The following is a 17872-nucleotide window of genomic DNA, read 5'->3' as shown; positions in this document are numbered from 1 at the left end:
GCTAGTACCCGGCCTCCAGGTCGACCACGTTCTCGAGTCGCTCACCCGCAGCGAATCGCCGAAGGTTGGCCACGAACAGGTCGAGCGAGCGGTCCACCACCCGGTCGCTCGACCACGAGGTGTGCGGTGTGAGGATCAGGTTCGGCGTGCCGTACAGCGGTGAATCCGGCGGCAGCGGCTCCTCGTTGAAGACATCGAGCACCGCTCCGCCGATCCAGCCGGATTCGAGTGCCCGGCGCAGCGCCAGCTCATCGAGCAGCCGGCCGCGGGCGATGTTGATCAGCCACGCGTGCTCCCGCATCTCCTGCAGCTGGGCGGCCCCGATCAGCCCGGCCGTGTCATCGGTCAGCGGCGCGGCCACGACCACGATGTCGCTGCGGCGCAGCAGCTCGTCGAGCTGATCGAGGCCCAGCAGCTCGACATTCGACGCGTCGCCGGCTCCCCGCTCGGGATGCCGCCGCGTGGCCAGCACCTTCGCCTCGAATGGCGCCAGCAGACTGGCGATCTCGGAGCCGATGCTCCCAAAGCCGACGATCCCGATCGTCATGCCACCCAGCTCGGTCCCACGCAGCGGCTGCCACGTCTGCTCGCGCTGCAGCTCGAGGAGCTGCGGCAGCCGACGTGCGATGGCCAGGCACATCATCACCACGTACTCGGCGATCGGCCGGGAGAAGACACCCCGCGCATTCGTCACGATCAGCCCGCGCTCGCGAACCGCGGGGGTCGCCACGCGGTCCACCCCGGCCGAGAAGGAGTGGATCCACTCCAGGCGCGGAGCGCGGGCGATGATGTGGTCGAGCACCGATGCGGGCACGCCGCCTCGCAACAGCACGCGAGCGGAGGCGAGCGCCGTCTCGGCATCGTCGTGGACCAGCCCCTCGCGCGACATCTGCACCACCCGCGCGCCGGGCACCGCCTGAAGCTGCGCCGCATGTTCGGCCGAGAGCGGGGCGCCGAAGATCGGCGTCGCCAGGATCACGATCTCGTCGGTCAGCTGACCTGCTCCTTGGTTCGGCGTCCCTCGATCCGGTCGATCCAGCGCTGCGGCTGGCGGATCTCGGCGAGGTCCGGCAGGTTGGCGGGACCCTCCCACACCTGGTTCAGGAATGCGCGATCCCGTACGGCCAGGACGGCAGTCACGAATCGCTCGCCGGCCGCGTACTGCTCCATCTTCAGGTCGAGGCCGGTCAGGCGCATGATCGCCCGCTCGAGGGCTCCGCGCGCCTCGTTGCGGCGCTCGAATCGCTCATGGAGCTTGCCGAAGCCTGGCAGCAGCCGCTCGCCGGCGTCGTTCATCACGTGGTTCGAGTAGCCCTCCAGCAGCGACATCAGCGCCTGGGTGCGGCGGAAGGTGCCGAGCTGGGCGGGCGTCATCATCCGTTCCAGCCAGTGTCCATCGCGGCCGCGCAGCGCGCCTCGCAGGCGCCGGCTGAGTCCGCCGGTGTCCGTCGCCATCTGCTCGATCGCCTCGCCGACAGAGGCCGCGAAATGCTCGCGCAGCCACGGATACGCCTCGAACTCGAAGGCGTGGGTCGCCTCGTGCAGCGCGATGAAGGTGCGGAACTCGCCCAGCGAAACGCCCAGCGTCTCCGCGCTGGCCCTGATGTTCGGCTCGACGAAGTTCAGCCGGCCTCGTGCTGCCGGCGCCGCGGCGAGGAGGCTGACGTCGTACTGGCCGAGCACCTTGCGCGCCAGGAACGCCATCAGCAGCCCGAGCTGCTGATTGCCGAGCGACCGATTCAAGATCCGTGCCAGCGCGCGGCCGGGGGTATCGGCTCCGGTGGTGGCGTCGTTGATGATCCGCTCCACCCGACCGAAGAGCTGCTCGAAGGTCGCCAGGTTGAGGTCGATCCACTCGAAGCGATCGATCACCGCCGGCGTCTCGAGCGCACGAGGCAGCTCGGCACCGATCGCCTCCGCCACGATCGGCTCGATCCGCAGCAGCTCGGCGCGGTAGAACGTGTCGGCCTCCGAACGGTCGGCCGCGCTCAGCCCCGCTCCCCCGGCTCCCAGTCGGCGGCGCGCGATGCGCCGAACCGACTCCCAGTCGATGAGCCGCGTGCCCGCCCGGCGGAGCAGCTCGCGCTGGACTGCCGTGGCGCCCATGGCCAGCAACCCCCCGACGATAATCCCCATCCCGATCCGGCTTGCGCTGCGTGCCATGCGGGGAGTCTAGACGGCTGCCACCACCGCCTGCTCAACCGAGGGAAGCGCCTCGCCGAAGACCATTCCCGCAACGGCGGTGAAGCTCGCGACCTTGCCAGTGGTCACGATCCGGTTGGCACCCGGGGCTGGCTGTCCGCTCCGTGCGCCGAGCGCGTCGATCAGGTCTTCCGTGGCGAGCGCCGTGGTGAATGCCGAATCGACGACCGCCACCTGCGGCCCTGCCACCTCCTCGATCAGCGGTCGCAGCAGCGGATAGTGCGTGCAACCGAGCAGCAGGGTATCGATCCGTGGGTCCGCGCCGAACAGCTCGCCAAGGTAGCCGCTGACCGTCGCCTCGGCGACCGGGCCGCTGAGTTGGCCCGCCTCCACCATCGGGACCAGCTCGGGGCAGGCCTGCTGCGTCACGATCAGGGCAGGATCCGCCTGGCCAATCGCGGCGACGTAGGCGCCCGACGCGACCGTTCCGAGAGTTGCGATCACCCCCACGTGCCCGACCCGGGTGGAGGCAGCGGCCGCAAGAGCACCCGGCCGCACCACGCCGAGCACCGGCACGGCCGCCATCGCGCGGACCACCGGCAGCGCCTGGGCGGTCGCCGTGTTGCAGGCAAGGACCAGCAGCTTCACGTCCTGCGCCAGCAGCCACGCGACCGACTCGAGCGTGAAGGCGCGCACCTCGTCGGCGCTGCGCGGCCCATATGGGGCGCGAGCGTTGTCGCCCAGGTAGATCGTCGATTCGGCGGGCAGGCGCCGGCGAAGCTCTGCGAGAACGGTCAGGCCGCCGACGCCAGAGTCGAAGACCCCGATCGGCCGGGGGTCTGCCCGGAGCCCCACCGCGACGGTCAGCGGCGTGCGAGGACGGGGACGCTCCCCGGCAGCCGTGCCGCAAGGGAGGCGGCCATCGCCCGGACCCCCTGTGAGACCTGCGCATCGGGGTTGGCCAGCACGAAGGGAACACCCTCGTTATTGGCGGCGATCACGAGCTTCCCGTCCGAGACGACCTCGTGGTCGATCTTCCGATTGAGCGCTTCCTCGACGTCAGCCTTGCTGAAGCCGCCGGTCGAGTCCGATCGGTTCAGGACCGTCTCGAGCTTGTGCGCCGCGTATCCGATGGCGGCAAAGGCCTCGTCGGCCATCGCCAGGGCGCGAATCGCCATGCTGTCGTAGGCCAGCACCTCCAGGATCAGGTCGGATGCATCGAGGAAGGCGAGCACGTCATCCGAGAGGGACGCGCGCGTGTCGACCACGATCACTTCGTAGACCTGCCGGATGATCGAGAGCGCCTTCTCGATATCGCGAGTCGTGACCATCTCGGCCATCTCAATGCGTGGCGGCGCGAGCAGCACCTCGATCCCGGAGGGATCCTTCCACAGCACCTCGGCCAGATCAGTGTCTCGGATGCGGTCGGTTGGCAGGTTCATGATCGAGGGCGCGCTCGCCGGCGCGCGCAGCAGTCCGCGCAGGTCACTGAACTGCAGGGAGCCGTCGATCAGGCAGACCCGATGGTCGGCACCCAGCGCCACGGCCAGGTTGAAGGCCAGGGTCGTCCGCCCGACGCCGCCCTTGGGCGAGAAGAGCGAGATCATGGTCGAGGCGTTGTGGCCTCCGGAGACGTTGCTCTGCTCATGCACCTTGCGGACCAATGTGGTGAGGTCGAAGCCCGAGAACGGCATCCTGAGCACCGCGTCGATCCCGGCGGCGGGGTCCTCGGTGACCGGGTTCTGCGGCACGGTCAGCACGATCACCGACACGCTCGGCTCCGTGCGGCGGACCTGTTCGGCAACCTGCATCCCCGAGACGCGGCCCTGCAACAGGGCGTCGACGATCAGCACGTCCGGACGAAGCTCGCTCACGGCCGACATGGCCTGCTCTCCGGAGGTGATCACGTCCAGCATCTTGATCTGCGACTGGGCCTGCAGCAGCGACCGCATGTGCATCGCCACCTGCGGAACGTCCTCGATCACCAGCAGCCTGATCTGCTCAGCCAACCTTCACCTCTCGCGTCGGGGCCGCCGCGGGTTCGTACGCGACGACATAGATCCGGCGCGCGCTCTCGTCGCCAAGTGGCTCGAGGTCGTGCGAGCCGTAGCTCAACTCGACCACCATCCCCGCCTGCTTGACGAGCGCGGAAAGCGCCTCAGGAGATGGATACCAGAGCTGATGACTTGCAGGAAGCCGCGCTATCGTACCATCGGGTTGTACTGCATCCGCGATCGTGGAGAAGGCGACCCGCAGCCCTTCCGGCGATTCACGCCGCACCAATTCACTGCGCCGAACCACCTCGCGGCCATCAATCTCGCGCCGCCAGTCGATCGACAGAGGCATGTCGCGGAGGGGCATCTCCGCCGGCCCGAGGTCGTCGATGACGAGGCGCCCGCCCCTGGCCAGGACCGATCTGACGCCGCCCAACAGGCGCAGCGCGTCCTCCGGGCCGTCGAGGTGCGGCAGCACACCGACCGCCACCGCCAGGTCGAACCGCTCGCGAATGTTGAGGGTCGAGATGACCCGCACATCGCCCCGCATGACCGACAGCCGGCCGTCGCGGGCGGCGTCGGCGAGTCGCGGGTCACCGGCGATGCGCGCCTCGGCCCGTCGCACGAGTGCAGCGGATCCATCGATCCCCAGGATGCGCGGTGCTCTCCCGTCGAGCAGGGTCGTGAAGAGGCGCCCGGATCCGCAGCCGAGATCGAGGACCGGGCCGGCGGTCCGTCGGGCCAGCTCGCGGTAGAAGGGGAGATCCTCGACCAGGTCGTCGTGCTCGAGGTCGTATAGCTCGGCCAGCCGGTCCTCGTCCGACGGCTGCGAGCCGAAGATGTCGGCGCTCACGCCGCGACCGGGCCTAGGGGAGGTCGAAACGACGAAGCGCGACCCACTCCACGGCCACCGCCAGGCTGATCACGAAGAGCGCGACCGGAACCGACAAAGCGCCACCGAGGCGCAGGCCGGCGACCGCAGCGATGGCGGCTGCCGCCAGCAGCCCCCGCCGCGTGGCCCGCCCCCAGGCTCCGCGATAGATGATCCGGCGCCGCACCGCGAACTCGGCGAGAAAGGCGAACGGCACCACCGCCACACCCGCGGAGGCGGCCGCGAGCGTAACCACCACGATTCGATTGGCCCCCGCATCGGGACACGGCCGACCCGGCACGTCTCCGGCACAGGCATTCCCCGCAAAGGCCACCAGCACCACCGCACCGAGCACGGCGAGCAGCATCAGCGCGGCAACCGCGATGCGGGATCGGGAGGTCATCGGATCGCGTCGGGGCAGATCTCACGGAAAGGACAGTACCCGCAGCGGGTGGGTGACGGGTTCGCATTGAAGCTGCCGGCGCGGATCCCCTCGGCGGCGGTGGCGACCTGCTCGGCTGCGCCCGCCAGGCGCTTGGGGCTTGGCGTGCTGTGTCCCTCGATCCCCGACTCCAGGAAGTGGAGCACCAGGTCGTCGGGGGGATGGCCATGCTGCGCCTCCCAGGCGGACCCGTAGATCGCCAGCTGGAGGGACTCGCGCGCGCGCCGCGACGCCGTTGCCGCATCCCGCACGTCGCTAGACTTGTAGTCGACGATGGTGACTCGCCCGCTGGCATCGGTATCCACCCGATCGTAGCGGCCACGCACCCGGTCGCGCCCGAACGGCACCGCGAATTCGAGTTCGATGGCCGACGGGGTGGCGGGATCGGCCTGCTGCGCGTTCCAGAAACGCTCGAGGGTGTCCCGCGCCGCCGTCCGGCGTGCCTCCTCGTGATCGCGGGTCAGGAAGCCGGTGGATTCCCAGGCGGCGTCCAGCTCGGCGTGGAGCTCCGCCAGCGCCATTGGCCGATGGGCCATCTGTCGGCGGTGGAATGCCTGCACGGCGGCGTGCAGCGCCCGTCCATAGACCATCTGGTGCGAGACCGGGGTCGGAATCCGAATGAGGTGGCCGAACCGGTACTTGGCTGGGCACTCGAGGTAGTCGCTGACCTGCCCGTAGCTCAGGGTCAGTGGCTTGTCGCCCAGGCTGGGCCGTGTGGCTGCCGTAGGCTGCCGGACCGGGTGCTGGTTGCGCGCCAGCCGCTCGGCGACGGACGATCGCAGCGATTCGACCGGCGTGGCCGGGGGAAGGTCGAGCGCCTCGAGCACGAACTGGCTCATCCGGCGCGCGCTGCGTCCGCCGTAGTCGCGCGCCCAGGTGAGCACCAGCTCCTCCCTGGCGCGAGTCATCCCGACGTAGAAGAGGCGTCGCTCCTCGGCCAGATGGTGGTCGCCCTCCGGCACCGTCTCGCGCACCAGGTCGGCGGGAAACGGCAGCAGATCGCCCCGGGATCTGGTTGGGAAGCGGTCGTCAACCAGGCCCAGCATGATCACGGTCGGGAATTCGAGTCCCTTGGCCCGGTGGTAGGTCAGGACGTGGACGGCATCCCCCTCGTCGGCGGCCACGTCGGCGGTGGAAGGGTCGTCCCCCGCCTCGATCAGCGTGTCCAGCTGGGCGACCAGGAAGGGGAGGCGATCATCGCGCAGCAGCGACGATTGGCGCCGCACGATCTCGAAGAAGCGCGCGACGTTGGCGAGCCGCTCGTCGCCGCTCTGACGCGCCTCGGCGGCGAGGCGGCCGAGCCAGCCCGAAGAGGTGATGAAGTGATAGAGCAGCTCGCCGGTGGTGCGCTCGGCGCTCATGCCGCGGTGCTGGTCAAGGCTGGCAAGGAGCCGCGCCACGACCTCGAGCGGTCGCTTGCCGAACGGGGCCTGCCCGGGATCCGCGGCGGCCGAGCGGAGCGCGGTCTCGAGGCTGGTGCGGCGTCGCGAGGCCGCATTCAGGGCGAGGGTCACGTCGCGCGGATCGAGCCCGAACGTCTCCGAGGTGGCCAGGTCGTAGCAGCTGACCGAGTCCCCGGGATCGTTCACCGCCCGCAGGAAGCTGACCAGCAGGCGGACCTCCGGCTGGCGGTAGAGGCCGGCTGTGCCAGCGAAGCGCCATGGCACCCGCGCCATGTTCAGCGATCGCAGGATCGGGTCCGCGTCGCGATTGGTGCGGACCAGGATGGCGTAATCGCCTGCGCGCCGACCGGCCCGCAGCGACGCGGCGATCCGCTCGGCGACGGCATCGGCCTCGTCGGATCCAGTGTCGAACGAGAGCAGCTCGATGCTCGACTCCGCTCCCACCTTGCGACGCCCATGGGCCCGCGCCACCAGCCGCTTGTCGAGCCCTTCGCGTGCCTCGAGCCGGTCCGGGTCGTTGTGCCGGATGAGGCGGTAGGCCGCGTCCAGGATCGGCTGACGGCTCCGGAAGTTATCGGTCAGCACGACGCTGGGCGCGGAGGGGAAGGCCGCTCGGAAGCCCAGGATGTTGGAGAGGGCGGCGCCGCGGAAGCGATAGATGCTCTGGTCGTCGTCGCCCACCACCGTCAGGTTGGCGGTCGGCGAACCGGCCAGCAGCTTGACCAGCTCGAACTGGGCATGATTCGTGTCCTGGAACTCGTCGACCAGGATGTACCGATAGCGCTGCCGCTCCGCCTCGAGGATGGCCGGATGCTCCCGCAGCAGGCGAAGCGCCAGGCCCACCTGGTCCCCGAAGTCGATCCGGTCGGTACGCCGCATCAGCTCCTCGTAGGCGGCGTAGCACGCCACCAGCTCGGCCTGCTGGCCCGCCGTCTCGGCCAGCGCGGCATCGTCCGGGGTCGCCGCCGCGTCGGCGACCAGGCGCTCGGCAAGGGCGCGGTATTCCGAAGGAGCGACGTCCTCGTCCCTGGCGCGGCTGATGAGGGTCACCAGTGCGTGCAGGAAGCGCGTCGGGTCGCCCAACGGGCGGTATCGGTCCAGGGGCAGCTCGAAGAGGTGCTCCCGCAGGAAGATCACCTGCTCGGCCCGTGAGAGGACGGTCGAACGATCGGAGAGGCCGGCCTCCATGGCGTGGTCGCGGAGGAGCCGATCGCCCCAGGCGTGGAACGTGCTGATGACCGTATCGGTGAATCCGTAGGGCACGAGACGATCGACGCGCTCCGTCATCTCTAGGGCGGCCCGATCGGTGAAGGTGAGCGCCAGGATCTCGGAGGGCTTGGCCAGCTTCTCTGCGATCAGCCACGCAATCCGGCGCGTGATGACCGTGGTCTTGCCGGTCCCCGCCCCGGCCACGATCAGGAGCGGCCCCTCCCCGTGCGTCACCGCCTTGCGCTGGCGGGGGGTCAGGTCCGCGAGCAGGGGCGGCTGGATGCGCAGGTGCGGCCGAGCAGCGCGCGGTGGGGCGACCAGCTCCTCGAAGATCGGGATCTGGTTCGGGGACGGCACCACCACTGGCATCTCCCCGATGGTAGCCGGTGTGCCATTCACCGGACCGTTATCGCTCGCTTATTCGACACCTCGTGTGTCGCGCGTACGCGATCGGTTCCAGTGTCGTAGGATCGCCTCGGCGTGGCGTCGGGCCGTCCCGAGCTCGTCTCTGACCTGCCGAACGGAGAGGGCGTCATCGGCCGCGAGCCGGTCGAGCCGATGCGAGATCTCCAGCCACGCCTCGCGGGGGTAATCAATTCTGGGCGCCACCGGGACCAGCTCACCGGCGCCACGCAGCTGATCGACCAGCGCTGGAGGGATGCCAAGCCGGACGGCGAGAGCGTCGGCGGACGGGGGCGTCGCGCCGCGCGCTGCGAGGGCGGCCAGCAGCTGATCCACGCGTTCTCGCATGATTGGATCGAGGGATGGACCCGCCTCTGGCAGCTGCAGCCGGTGGCCGGTTCGCATCAGCGCCCCGGCGGCGACCATGGTATCAACGACCGAACGCAGCTCTCGGTCGCTGAGCGTCAGAGGCTGCCTGCCGCGGTGGGTGGTCACGCGACTGGGCTCAGCGGCACGCACTTCGCCGACGAGCGCATCGACGCGAAGATCACGACGCAGCGGCGACGTTCGCTGGTGCCTGCGCAGCGCGGTGAGCAGGCGGCGCTCCGCCAGCCGTCGCTGGCCGGGATCGATCGGTCCGTTGCCCACGGCGGTGATGGTCTCAGCCGGCGCTGGGAGCCGGGCGCCCGCCCTCGACCGCGATCCGTATCGCCTGCGCCTCCTCGTCTGAAAGCTGGTGCGTCGACTCGCCGCTCTCGACCGGCTTGGCAAAGACCCGCGTCTGCCCGCGCCCGTGCAGGCTGCTCAGGACGATCCCGTCGCGACGGTCGTCGAGCAGGGCGATCGCGAAGCTCTGGTCAGAGCCGGTGTCCTTGAAGGGGTTGAAGCGGACGATCCCGACATGCTGCAAGCTGCCGCGCGATCGCACCTCGAGGGCCTGGTACAGATCCGACAGCTCCTCCATCTTGGTCCCCACCTCGATGACCTTGCCGAGATGGCTGTCGAGCAGCTGCTGGAGCGACCCGCCCTGGCTGTCGCTGACGAGCGACCGGTAAGAAGTGCTGGCCTGCCGGATGCGCCTGGAATGGACGATCGCCACGACCATGAGGCCGATGAGGAGGACCCCCATGACGCCGAGGATGAGCGCCAGGTTGTCGAGGAGGGTGCGGTTCAGGTCGGGCACAGGCGCTGTATCATACCGCCCCGATTCGGCTCGACCGCGCACCCGAGAACGGAGGATCGATGGCTCGACGAGGCGGCAAGGCGGCCAATCGCCGCGACCGTCAGCGGAAGGCGCAGCGCAGGATGCTGCAGCGTCCGCCCGCATCCGCACCACTGGCCGCCGGCGCCGTTTCCGAGGCTATTGAGGCCGCCGCGGAGCGTCGCATCGAGTCAACCGCGACGCCGGCGGCTCCGTCAGCGCGCCCTGGCCGGGCCGACCCACGCTTCGCCGTCTCGGGTTCCTCGCGCCTGTCGGAGCGTGCCGCCGATGAATACCACTACGTCCGCCGCGACCTCCGCAACATCGCCGTCCTGGTGGTAGCGATGGTCATCCTGTTGGGAGCCGCGGTCGTCGCCTTCAGCCTGCTGGGGATCGGCCCGAGCTAGTCTCGCCGAGCTAGTCGCGGCCCATCGTGGTGGCGATGTCGGCCTCATTGCCCGCCGCATCGGCCAGCGTCCACCACGACGGCGCGAACTCGTCGCGAACCATCCGGCCGCCGGCCGCGAGGGCGGCCGCGATGCGAGCCTCGGCCTGGTCGTGCGGCACCCAGATCGCCAGATGGATGGCGCCACCACCTCCCGGACGCGGCTCGTCCATGGACTCGAACCAGAATGCGGGGCCGCGACCCAGCGGATCGACCAGGTCCTCGTCGGGGCTGTCGGCGCGGGGCTCATAGCCGAGAATCGCCCGCCAGAACGGCATCACGTCGGCAATGACGGGCGCACCCGGGATCACGAGCAGGGACTGGACCGCGGCAGGGTCGGCGGAGAAGCCAAGGCCTCGCGCCACCGCCGAGATCTGCCGGGCGAGCTCAAGGTCGCTCTGGGTCATTCCCATGTAGTCGTTCGCGACGGTGATCAGGCAGATGGTCACGCCGCCCTCCCGCACGTCCACGGCGGGCGGGTGCTCGCCCACTCCTTTCACCTCGCCAATCGCCTGAACGAGCCTAGCGCTCTCTGCGAAAGAACCCGTGCGGAAGTAGACGCAGGCGCCGTCGCCGATGACGCGCCAGTCCGCGACGCCATCGGCCTCGTGAAAGTCGCGCGGCGACATCCGGTCGGTCATGCCATGAACCTCATCTCCCTGCTCATTGCCCTGCCTTGCGGCGCTCCAGGCGCTGTCGCCGCAGCCGTTGCAGGCGCTCCCCGATCTGGATCTCCATCCCCTGGTCGCTCGGCTCGTAGAAGACCCGACCGGCCAGCGCGTCGGGCAGGTACTGCTGGTCCACATCGGCGTCCTCGAAGTCGTGCGGATAGAGGTAGCCCTTGCCGTAGCCGTGCTCGTTCGCCAACCGCCGGTGCGCCGATGGCCGCAGCGGGAGCGGCACCGGCAGCCTGCCCCTCTCCTCGACCTCGGCCAGCGCCGCGAAGTAGGCAGCTCCTGCTCGGTTCGACTTCGGCGCCGATGCAACGTAGGCAGCAGCCTGGGCCAGCGCGTACTGCGCCTCGGGCAGGCCGATCAGCTCGACCGCCTGCATCGCCGCCACCGCGATCTGGAGCGCGCGTGGGTCGGCGTTGCCGACGTCCTCGCTGGCGGCGATCACGATCCGCCGCGCGATGAAGGTGGGATCCTCCCCCGCCGCGACCATGCTCGCGCACCAATAGAGCGCCGCGTCCGGATCATTGCCGCGCATGGACTTGATGAAGGCCGATGCCGCCTCGTAGTGCTGGTCGCCGACCCGGTCGTAGGCCAGCAGCCGCTGCTGCGCCGCCTCGGCCACCGCCTCACGGCTGAGTGACTCCCCGTCGTCAACCACCGCCGCCGCCGCCTCGACGATATTCAGCGCCTGGCGCGCGTCGCCGCTCGCGAGCTCAAGCAGCGCGGTCATCGCCTCCTCGCCGAGCGTCACCCGGCCGCCCAGTCCCCGCTCATCGGCGATGGCCCGCACCACGATCTCGCGCACCTCGTCGGGACCCAGGGGCACGAGGCGGTAGACGCGCAGCCGCGACAGCAGCGGCGAGTTGATCTCGTAGTACGGGTTCTCGGTGGTCGCGCCGATCAGGACGATGGTGCCGTCCTCGACGTGCGGCAGCAGGGCGTCCTGCTGGCTCTTGTTGAACCGATGCAGCTCGTCGATGAAGACGATGGTGCGCCCGCCGGCCTGCCGAAGCGCCCTGGCGTCGGCGACCAGCTGCCGGATATCGGCTACGCCGCTGGTCACCGCCGAGATCTGGCGCCAGGTGCCTCCCGAGCGGTCCGCCAGCAGCCGCGCCAGCGTCGTCTTGCCTGAGCCGGGCGGCCCCCACAGCACCATGCTCGGCGCGTAGCCAGGTTGCACCACCTTCGACAAGGCGCCCTCCGGCCCGACCAGCGACTCCTGCCCGACGAACTCGTCGAGCGTGCGCGGCCGCATGCGGGCGGCAAGTGGCGCGTCAGCCCCCGCGCCTTCGACGAACAGCGGCTCCGTCACGGAGGCCGGAGGCTTACGCGGCATCGGTCCGATCCATCGGCCGATTATGATGCCCGCCATGGACCAGAACCTGCGCGTCCCCGGGCCGACCCCGCTCCTTCAAGAAGTTCGCGAAGCCCAGGCGGCGCCGATGATCGATCACCGCGGCACCGAGTTCGCCGAGCTGCAGCGCGAGCTCACGACGGGCCTGGCCGAACTGATCGGCACGCGCGGGGAGGTGCTGCTGCTGACCGGTTCCGGCTCCGGGGCGCTGGAGGCAGCCGTCGTCAACACCCTCTCGCCGGGTGACCGGGTGCTCGCCGTCACCATCGGCTCATTCGGCGACCGATTTGCCAAGATCGCCTCTGCCTTCGGAGCCCAGGTCGAGCGGTTCGAGGTCCCGTGGGGCGACGCGGCCAACCCGCAAACCCTCGCGCAGCACCTCGCGGCGAATCCCGCCTATCGCGCCATCCTGCTCACCCACAACGAGACCTCGACCGGCGTGACGAACCCGCTCCGCGAGCTGGCCGATGTCGTCCGCAACGGCCCGGGCGATCCGCTGCTCCTGGTCGACGGCATCAGCGGGCTGGGCGCGATGCCGTTCGAGATGGACGCCTGGGGGATCGACCTGGTGGTGAGCGCCAGCCAGAAGGCATGGATGGGGTCACCGGGGATCGCCATCGCCGCGCTCGGTGAGCGGGCGTGGAGCGCCAACGAGTCCGCCCGCATGCCACGCGCCTACTGGGACCTGGCCGAGGCGCGCAAATGGGCCGAGAAGGGTCAGACCCCGTGGACCCCCGCGGTCAGCGTCCTGTTCGGGCTGCGCGTGGGTGTTCGACGTCTGCTCGCGGAAGGGCGCGAGCAGACCTGGGCCAGGCATGCGGCGATCGCAGCGGCCGTCCAGGCGGGCCTCGAGGCGCTTGGCCTGCAGCTGGTGGCCGCCCCCGGGGATCGGTCGAACACCGTCACCGCCGCCTGGCTGCCGGACGGCCTCGACTGGGGTCCGTTCAACGCGGCGATGCGGGCCAAGGGGCTGATCGTGGCGGGCGGCCAGGGGGCATGGGCCGGGCGCATCCTGCGATTCGGACACATGGGCGGTGTCGGCATCGACGAGATGAGTGAGGCGGTTCGCGTCATGGGCGAGACGCTCGCCGAGCACGGCCGGCAGACCAATCCACCCGCCGCGGTGCGTGCCATGCGAGAGGTCTACGAGGTGAAACAGCCGGCTCCCGTCGGCTGAGGCTAGCTGCTCGTGCCGTCGCGCAGCAGCGAACGGATGCGCTTGCGCAGCGCGAGCCACAGGAGCGGCAGCTGCAGACGGCTCCAGGCACGCTCAAGGCGGGCGATCACCTCGGACGAGATGGAGTGCCCTGAGTAGCTCTGCCAGACCTTGCCGTCGGCGATGTCATGGATCTCGATGCGGCGCTTGGGGATCTGCTCCTCCAGCCAGCCGGCGTACTCATAGACGGTCTCCGACGGTCGCTGCGCGACCCCGGCGCGGTCAGCTGCGTAGGCGAGCCGCTGCCACTGCCGGTCCCCCGGGGCAAGGAAGCGGAACCGATGCCGGCCTCGCACCATCCGCCATGCAGCGACCGCCAGGAGCAGCATCAGCAGGACCAGGAACAACCATGCGTTGTTGATGCGTTCCTCGTCGCTGGGGCGCTGGCCCCCCCGCGTGAACCCCCCTTCGACGGGCTCGAATGAGGGGAGGGCGGAGATCGTGCCCGGGTCCTGCTCCTCGGGGACCCGGTTTCCGGGGTCGATCTGGCCGTTGGGCAGGATGAGCGGTGGCACGGTCCCGGAGCCCGCGAGGCGGGCCACGGGCGCGATCGACTTGGTCGCTTCGAAGATCTGCCAGCCATAGCCCGGGAAGAAGACCTCCGCCCAGGCGTGGGCATTGCGTTCGCGGACCTGGTAGATCCCCGCCTCGAGCCGCTCTCCCGGCGCATAGCCGACGGCCACGCGGGCCGGCAGTCCGAGCGTCCGCGCCATGACCGCCATGGTGGTGGCGAAGTATTCGCAGTAGCCGATCTGCCCAGCCGGGTCGAAGAGGAAGAAGTCGACGATGTCACGGTTCGGATCCGACGGCAGGGCGGCGACCGTCCGGTACGTGAACCGCGGATCCGTGCGCAGGTAGTCGGCAAGTGCCCTGGCCTGGTGGTACGGGTCGGTGGCGCCGGCGGCGATCACCACGCGGCGCGCCTCGTCGGCGGTCCGCTGGGTGACGCCGGCGGTGCCGGTATAGGTCGTCACGATCGCGGGTGGGTAGGCCGTGCCGGCGCCGGCCAGATGCGCCTCGGTGGCGGTCGAGATCGCCGCCGTGATCTGGTAACCCTTCCCTTCCTCGAGGAGCACGCCGGACTGCAGCGCGCCAAGCAGCGGCAGGCCGCGGGGCTCATGCACGATGAGCGGGGCGAATGCGACGGTGGGGTAGCCGGGCGCGAAGACGTTGCGCCCGACATTGCGTTGCACCCCGACCGTCACCGTCTCGAGTTCGAAGGCGGTGGGCGCCAGCGGACGCTCGGGGGTCTCGCCCGGGAAGATGCGATCACCGGCGGCCACCCGCCGATTCGGGCCCTCGCTGCTCGACCAGCCATGGCCGGTGTAGAGGTCGTAGGTGACGGTGCGCATGTAGTACGGGCGCTGCGAGCCCACCGTCATGACCGGACCGTCTGAGCTGACCCAGCTGCCGTGAACGCGGAACGAGGAGCCAAACGACGTTCCCTGGATCCGCGAGTCGGTGCCGGCCAGGCCGCCGAATGCCCCTTCGAACTGGTTGCGAATGTCCGACCACACACCGTCGAGATTGCTCCACACGCTGGTCAGCGGCGCCGCCACCGCGACCGTCGTCAGGATCCAGGCCAGGGCGACGCTGCCGGCGATGAACGTGATGCCGCTCCGCATGATCTGTCCCGGGACATCCAGGTTCTCCTTCACCCGGCGAAGGCGCCAATTCTCCTCGCGGTTGACCAGTGCGATGCGCAGCCAGAGCAGGAGCGCCGCGAGCGAGAAGAGAACGAGATACAGGAAGAGGTCCGTGAAGGTGGCCGACATGTTCGCGATGAGTGCCACGCCAACCAGCAGGATGCTGTCGAGGACCCGATGGTGCCGGTACAGCGCGTAGGAGGCGATGAAGGCGGTGACCCACATCAGGACCCCCAGGCCCAGCGCGTAGGGGGATAGCTGTGGCGCGAACCCGCCGTCGACGACGATGCGGGTCCAATCCAGCGCGTCCCCTCGCAGGATGATCAGCCGTCCCGCCTGGTCCCGCTCCGGCAAGTACTCGCCACCGATGGTCCAGAGCACGAATCCGGCTCCCAGGACGGCTCCGATCGGCAGGGTGAACAGCACGCTCAGACGGGTCAGCCCGAGCAGCGCTCCGACCAGCGCCGCGACGACCGCGACGGGGAGGAGGTAGTCCATGTGATTGACCCACGCCGCCCGCTGCAGGGACCACACGAGCGTGAGCAGCATGACCAGCAGGAGGGCCAGGCTGCTCCAGCCCTCGCGCGGCTGCAGGAAGCGACGCAGCAGCTCAGGCACGAGTCCGCTCCCGCATGGCCGGTGCCCGCGCGCCGATCGCTCTCCGCCCGAGAACGCTGGAGAGGTCGTCTCCCGCCCGGAGCAGGTGGTGCGCGATGTCGTACTCGGCCAGGGCGTGTCGTACGGCTGCCAGCTCGGCGCGACCGTCGTCGTCGTCCCGTCCTGCGAAGCTGAAGCGATCGAGCAGGACGACGATGGTGCCGATCCCTCGCCTCCGCAGGGAAGCGAGCGCGCGCACCCACTCGCGATCCGTTGAGCCGGTGACGATGCACAGGGTCATGCCGCGCCGCAGCTGCGGAAGCGTGGAGACCACCACTTCGGCGAGCGGCTGCGACCCATCGGCCTGGACGTTGGCAAGCAGGTTCAGGATCTTCTGCTCTACTCGCGTGCCGCGATCCGGGGTCAGGTGCTGCTGTCGCCGCGAGCTGACGGTGATCCCCACCGCCCGGTTCTCGCCCAGGGTGTGGACCGCGATCGAGGCGGCGGCGCTGACCGCGGTCTCGACCGACGCGGACTCCGTCGATCCGGCGTGCGCTGCGCGCTGCAGGTCGAGCAGGAGCCACAGGTCGGCCGCCTGCTCGAGGTCGAACTCCTTCACGATCAGCTCGCCATGGCGCACGGAGCTGAGCCAGTGGATCCGATTGATCGCGTCGCCATACACGTATGGACGCACCGTGCTGACCAATGGTGTCGCCGCCTCGTAGCGGCGACGCGACGGCGTGCTCCCATCCACCGGCGAGGGGGGCAGGCGCCAGTGCGGCAGTGGATGGACCTGTGGGAAGACCACGATCCAGGTCGGCCGCCCGACCACCATCTCGCTCGAGAAGAGCCCGAACGGATCACCGGTCCGCACCCGCAGGGCGCCGAGCCGGTAGCTGCCTCGGCGCAGGAGGAAGACCTTCGCCAGCCACTGGCGGCTCCCGCCGGCCTTCACGCCGACCACGCGGCCCGGCAGCGGCGCGGGAAGGGTCGACTCGTTGGCGACCTCGACCCACGGCTTGGTCCAGCGGCTGTCGTTATCGACCCGATAGACCGCCTCGAGCGTGTCGCCCACCTGGCTCCGCGGGTTGAGCACGTGATAGCCGGCGCGCAGCCCTCGCAGGCCACGGCGCGCGTACCAGCGCGAGGCGAGCAGGAGCGTCGCCAGCAGGTAGACCAGGAAGAAGAGGAAGTTGATCCCGGTGCTGAAGGCGGCAACGACCAGTGCGGTGCCGAAGAAGACGACCCGGAGCTGCCGTGACAGGCCCATGACGGTGCCTAGCGAGTGCCTGCGATCGCGGCGCTCGTGCTCTCCCCGATCGGGACCTGGCCCATGATCTCGCGCACGATCCCGTCAGGGTCGACCTCGCGCAGCGATGCCTGGCTCTTCACGATCAGCCGATGGCCGAGGACGGCCACGGCCAGCTGCTTGATGTCGTCGGGGATCACGAAGTCCCGCCCGTCGAGGGAAGCCAGCGCCTGGCCCGCTCGATACAGGTTGATCGAGCCGCGCGGCGATGCCCCCAGGTAGACATCGGCGTGCTCTCGCGTTGCCCCGGTCAGCCGCACGATGTACTCGGCCACGACCTGGTCGACGTAGATCTCCTTGACTGCGGCCTGCATCTCGCGCAGCTCCTCGACTTCCAGCACCTGCTGCAGCTGGTCGATCGGATGCCGTCGCTTCTGCTCGTCGAGGATGACGATCTCCTCCATCGCCTTCGGATAACCGAGTCGCAGGCGAAGCATGAAGCGGTCGAGCTGGGCCTCTGGCAATGCGAAGGTGCCCTCGTATTCGATCGGGTTCTGGGTTGCGATCACGAGGAACGGCGTCGGCATCGGGTGGCTGACCCCGTCGATCGTCGCCTGGTGCTCCTCCATGCATTCGAGCAGCGCGCTCTGGGTCTTCGGGGTGGCGCGATTGATCTCATCGGCCAGGACCACCTGGGCCATGATCGGTCCCGGCCGGAACTCGAACTCCTGGGTCTTCTGGTTGAAGATGGAGAGCCCGGTGACGTCCGACGGCAGCAGGTCCGGGGTGAACTGGATGCGCCGGAAGGTACAGCCGATGCTGCGGCTGAGTGCCTTGGCCAGCATCGTCTTGCCGACCCCTGGCACGTCCTCAATCAGGATGTGCCCCTCGCACAGCAGCGCCACCAGGGCCATGCGCACTTCAACGTGCTTGCCGACGATGACGCGCTCGACGTTGGCGACGACGCGCTCGGCCGACTCCTTGACACTCTTCACCGCGGGAGACTCCCCTTCCATTCGACCGTGAG

General features: G+C 69.7%; 16 protein-coding genes. 2 read left to right on the top strand and 14 right to left on the bottom strand.

The annotated features are described in order from the left end of the window. Position 1: 1 nt before the first annotated feature. The 9 genes from WEB29_04720 to WEB29_04680 are packed head-to-tail and all read right to left on the bottom strand — an operon-like array spanning position 2 to position 9646. Positions 2-979: a D-2-hydroxyacid dehydrogenase gene (locus WEB29_04720; protein ID MEX2136252.1), complete on the bottom strand. Its 978-nt coding sequence runs from the start codon at positions 977-979 to the stop codon at positions 2-4. A gap of 11 nt (positions 980-990) precedes the next feature. After that, a complete protein-coding gene (locus WEB29_04715; GenBank protein MEX2136251.1) occupies positions 991-2163 on the bottom strand; it encodes a zinc-dependent metalloprotease in 1173 nt (390 codons plus the stop codon). Positions 2164-2172: 9 nt separating this feature from the next. Continuing rightward, entirely contained in the window at positions 2173-2997 is an 825-nt protein-coding gene (murI, locus tag WEB29_04710) for a glutamate racemase (protein MEX2136250.1), read from the bottom strand. 8 nt (positions 2998-3005) lie between these two features. Beyond that, the gene (locus tag WEB29_04705) at positions 3006-4151 is read right to left on the bottom strand and encodes a response regulator (GenBank protein MEX2136249.1); all 1146 of its coding nucleotides are present in this window, start codon (positions 4149-4151) and stop codon (positions 3006-3008) included. Next, a complete protein-coding gene (locus tag WEB29_04700; protein ID MEX2136248.1) occupies positions 4144-4989 on the bottom strand; it encodes a methyltransferase in 846 nt (281 codons plus the stop codon). Before WEB29_04700 ends, WEB29_04705 begins: the two co-directional genes overlap by 8 nt. 13 nt (positions 4990-5002) lie before the next feature. Then, on the bottom strand, positions 5003-5410 hold the full coding sequence (locus WEB29_04695; protein ID MEX2136247.1) for a hypothetical protein: 408 nt from the start codon (positions 5408-5410) through the stop codon (positions 5003-5005). Beyond that, positions 5407-8430: an ATP-dependent DNA helicase gene (locus WEB29_04690; GenBank protein MEX2136246.1), complete on the bottom strand. Its 3024-nt coding sequence runs from the start codon at positions 8428-8430 to the stop codon at positions 5407-5409. Before WEB29_04690 ends, WEB29_04695 begins: the two co-directional genes overlap by 4 nt. A 48-nt stretch (positions 8431-8478) precedes the next feature. After that, positions 8479-9111: a hypothetical protein gene (locus WEB29_04685; GenBank protein ID MEX2136245.1), complete on the bottom strand. Its 633-nt coding sequence runs from the start codon at positions 9109-9111 to the stop codon at positions 8479-8481. A 13-nt stretch (positions 9112-9124) separates the two neighbouring features. After that, positions 9125-9646, bottom strand: a complete 522-nt coding sequence (locus WEB29_04680) for a DUF4446 family protein (protein ID MEX2136244.1) — start codon at positions 9644-9646, stop codon at positions 9125-9127. 59 nt (positions 9647-9705) lie between these two features. Here WEB29_04680 and WEB29_04675 point away from each other — a divergent pair, with 59 nt between their 5' ends. Beyond that, positions 9706-10071, top strand: a complete 366-nt coding sequence (locus WEB29_04675) for a hypothetical protein (GenBank protein ID MEX2136243.1) — start codon at positions 9706-9708, stop codon at positions 10069-10071. Between the two features lie 10 nt (positions 10072-10081). Here the strand turns inward: WEB29_04675 and WEB29_04670 are convergent, their stop codons facing one another. Then, entirely contained in the window at positions 10082-10750 is a 669-nt protein-coding gene (locus tag WEB29_04670; protein ID MEX2136242.1) for a VOC family protein, read from the bottom strand. Positions 10751-10772: 22 nt separating this feature from the next. Further along, positions 10773-12095, bottom strand: coding sequence for a replication-associated recombination protein A (locus WEB29_04665; protein MEX2136241.1), 1323 nt, complete (start codon positions 12093-12095; stop codon positions 10773-10775). A 58-nt stretch (positions 12096-12153) separates the two neighbouring features. Between WEB29_04665 and WEB29_04660 the strand changes: the two genes are divergently transcribed. Next, positions 12154-13314: an alanine--glyoxylate aminotransferase family protein gene (locus WEB29_04660; GenBank protein ID MEX2136240.1), complete on the top strand. Its 1161-nt coding sequence runs from the start codon at positions 12154-12156 to the stop codon at positions 13312-13314. 2 nt (positions 13315-13316) lie between these two features. Here the strand turns inward: WEB29_04660 and WEB29_04655 are convergent, their stop codons facing one another. From WEB29_04655 to WEB29_04645, 3 genes are read right to left on the bottom strand one after another with little or no spacing between them, the layout of a single operon-like run. Next, positions 13317-15617 (bottom strand): transglutaminaseTgpA domain-containing protein, encoded by a 2301-nt coding sequence (locus tag WEB29_04655; GenBank protein MEX2136239.1) that lies wholly within the window; start codon positions 15615-15617, stop codon positions 13317-13319. Next, complete coding sequence (locus WEB29_04650) at positions 15610-16866, bottom strand: DUF58 domain-containing protein (GenBank protein ID MEX2136238.1); 1257 nt, start codon at positions 16864-16866, stop codon at positions 15610-15612. Before WEB29_04650 ends, WEB29_04655 begins: the two co-directional genes overlap by 8 nt. A gap of 8 nt (positions 16867-16874) precedes the next feature. Beyond that, positions 16875-17840, bottom strand: a complete 966-nt coding sequence (locus tag WEB29_04645) for a MoxR family ATPase (protein MEX2136237.1) — start codon at positions 17838-17840, stop codon at positions 16875-16877. Positions 17841-17872: the final 32 nt, after the last annotated feature.

It is taken from the genome of Chloroflexota bacterium (assembly GCA_040902225.1).
Taxonomy (GTDB): Bacteria; Chloroflexota; Limnocylindria; order QHBO01; family QHBO01; genus CF-167.
Note: the sequence above shows the minus strand (reverse complement) of the source record. Positions and strands in the feature narration are given on the sequence as shown.

What these genes read in the sequence shown, in the direction of transcription:
- WEB29_04695 (MEX2136247.1), bottom strand. Translation starts at nt 5,410, where the DNA reads ATGACCTCCCGATCCCGCATCGCGGTTGCCGCGCTGATGCTGCTCGCC.
- WEB29_04650 (MEX2136238.1), bottom strand. Translation starts at nt 16,866, where the DNA reads ATGGGCCTGTCACGGCAGCTCCGGGTCGTCTTCTTCGGCACCGCACTG.
- WEB29_04690 (MEX2136246.1), bottom strand. Translation starts at nt 8,430, where the DNA reads ATGCCAGTGGTGGTGCCGTCCCCGAACCAGATCCCGATCTTCGAGGAG.
- WEB29_04670 (MEX2136242.1), bottom strand. Translation starts at nt 10,750, where the DNA reads ATGACCGACCGGATGTCGCCGCGCGACTTTCACGAGGCCGATGGCGTC.
- WEB29_04660 (MEX2136240.1), top strand. Translation starts at nt 12,154, where the DNA reads ATGGACCAGAACCTGCGCGTCCCCGGGCCGACCCCGCTCCTTCAAGAA.
- WEB29_04715 (MEX2136251.1), bottom strand. Translation starts at nt 2,163, where the DNA reads ATGGCACGCAGCGCAAGCCGGATCGGGATGGGGATTATCGTCGGGGGG.
- WEB29_04675 (MEX2136243.1), top strand. Translation starts at nt 9,706, where the DNA reads ATGGCTCGACGAGGCGGCAAGGCGGCCAATCGCCGCGACCGTCAGCGG.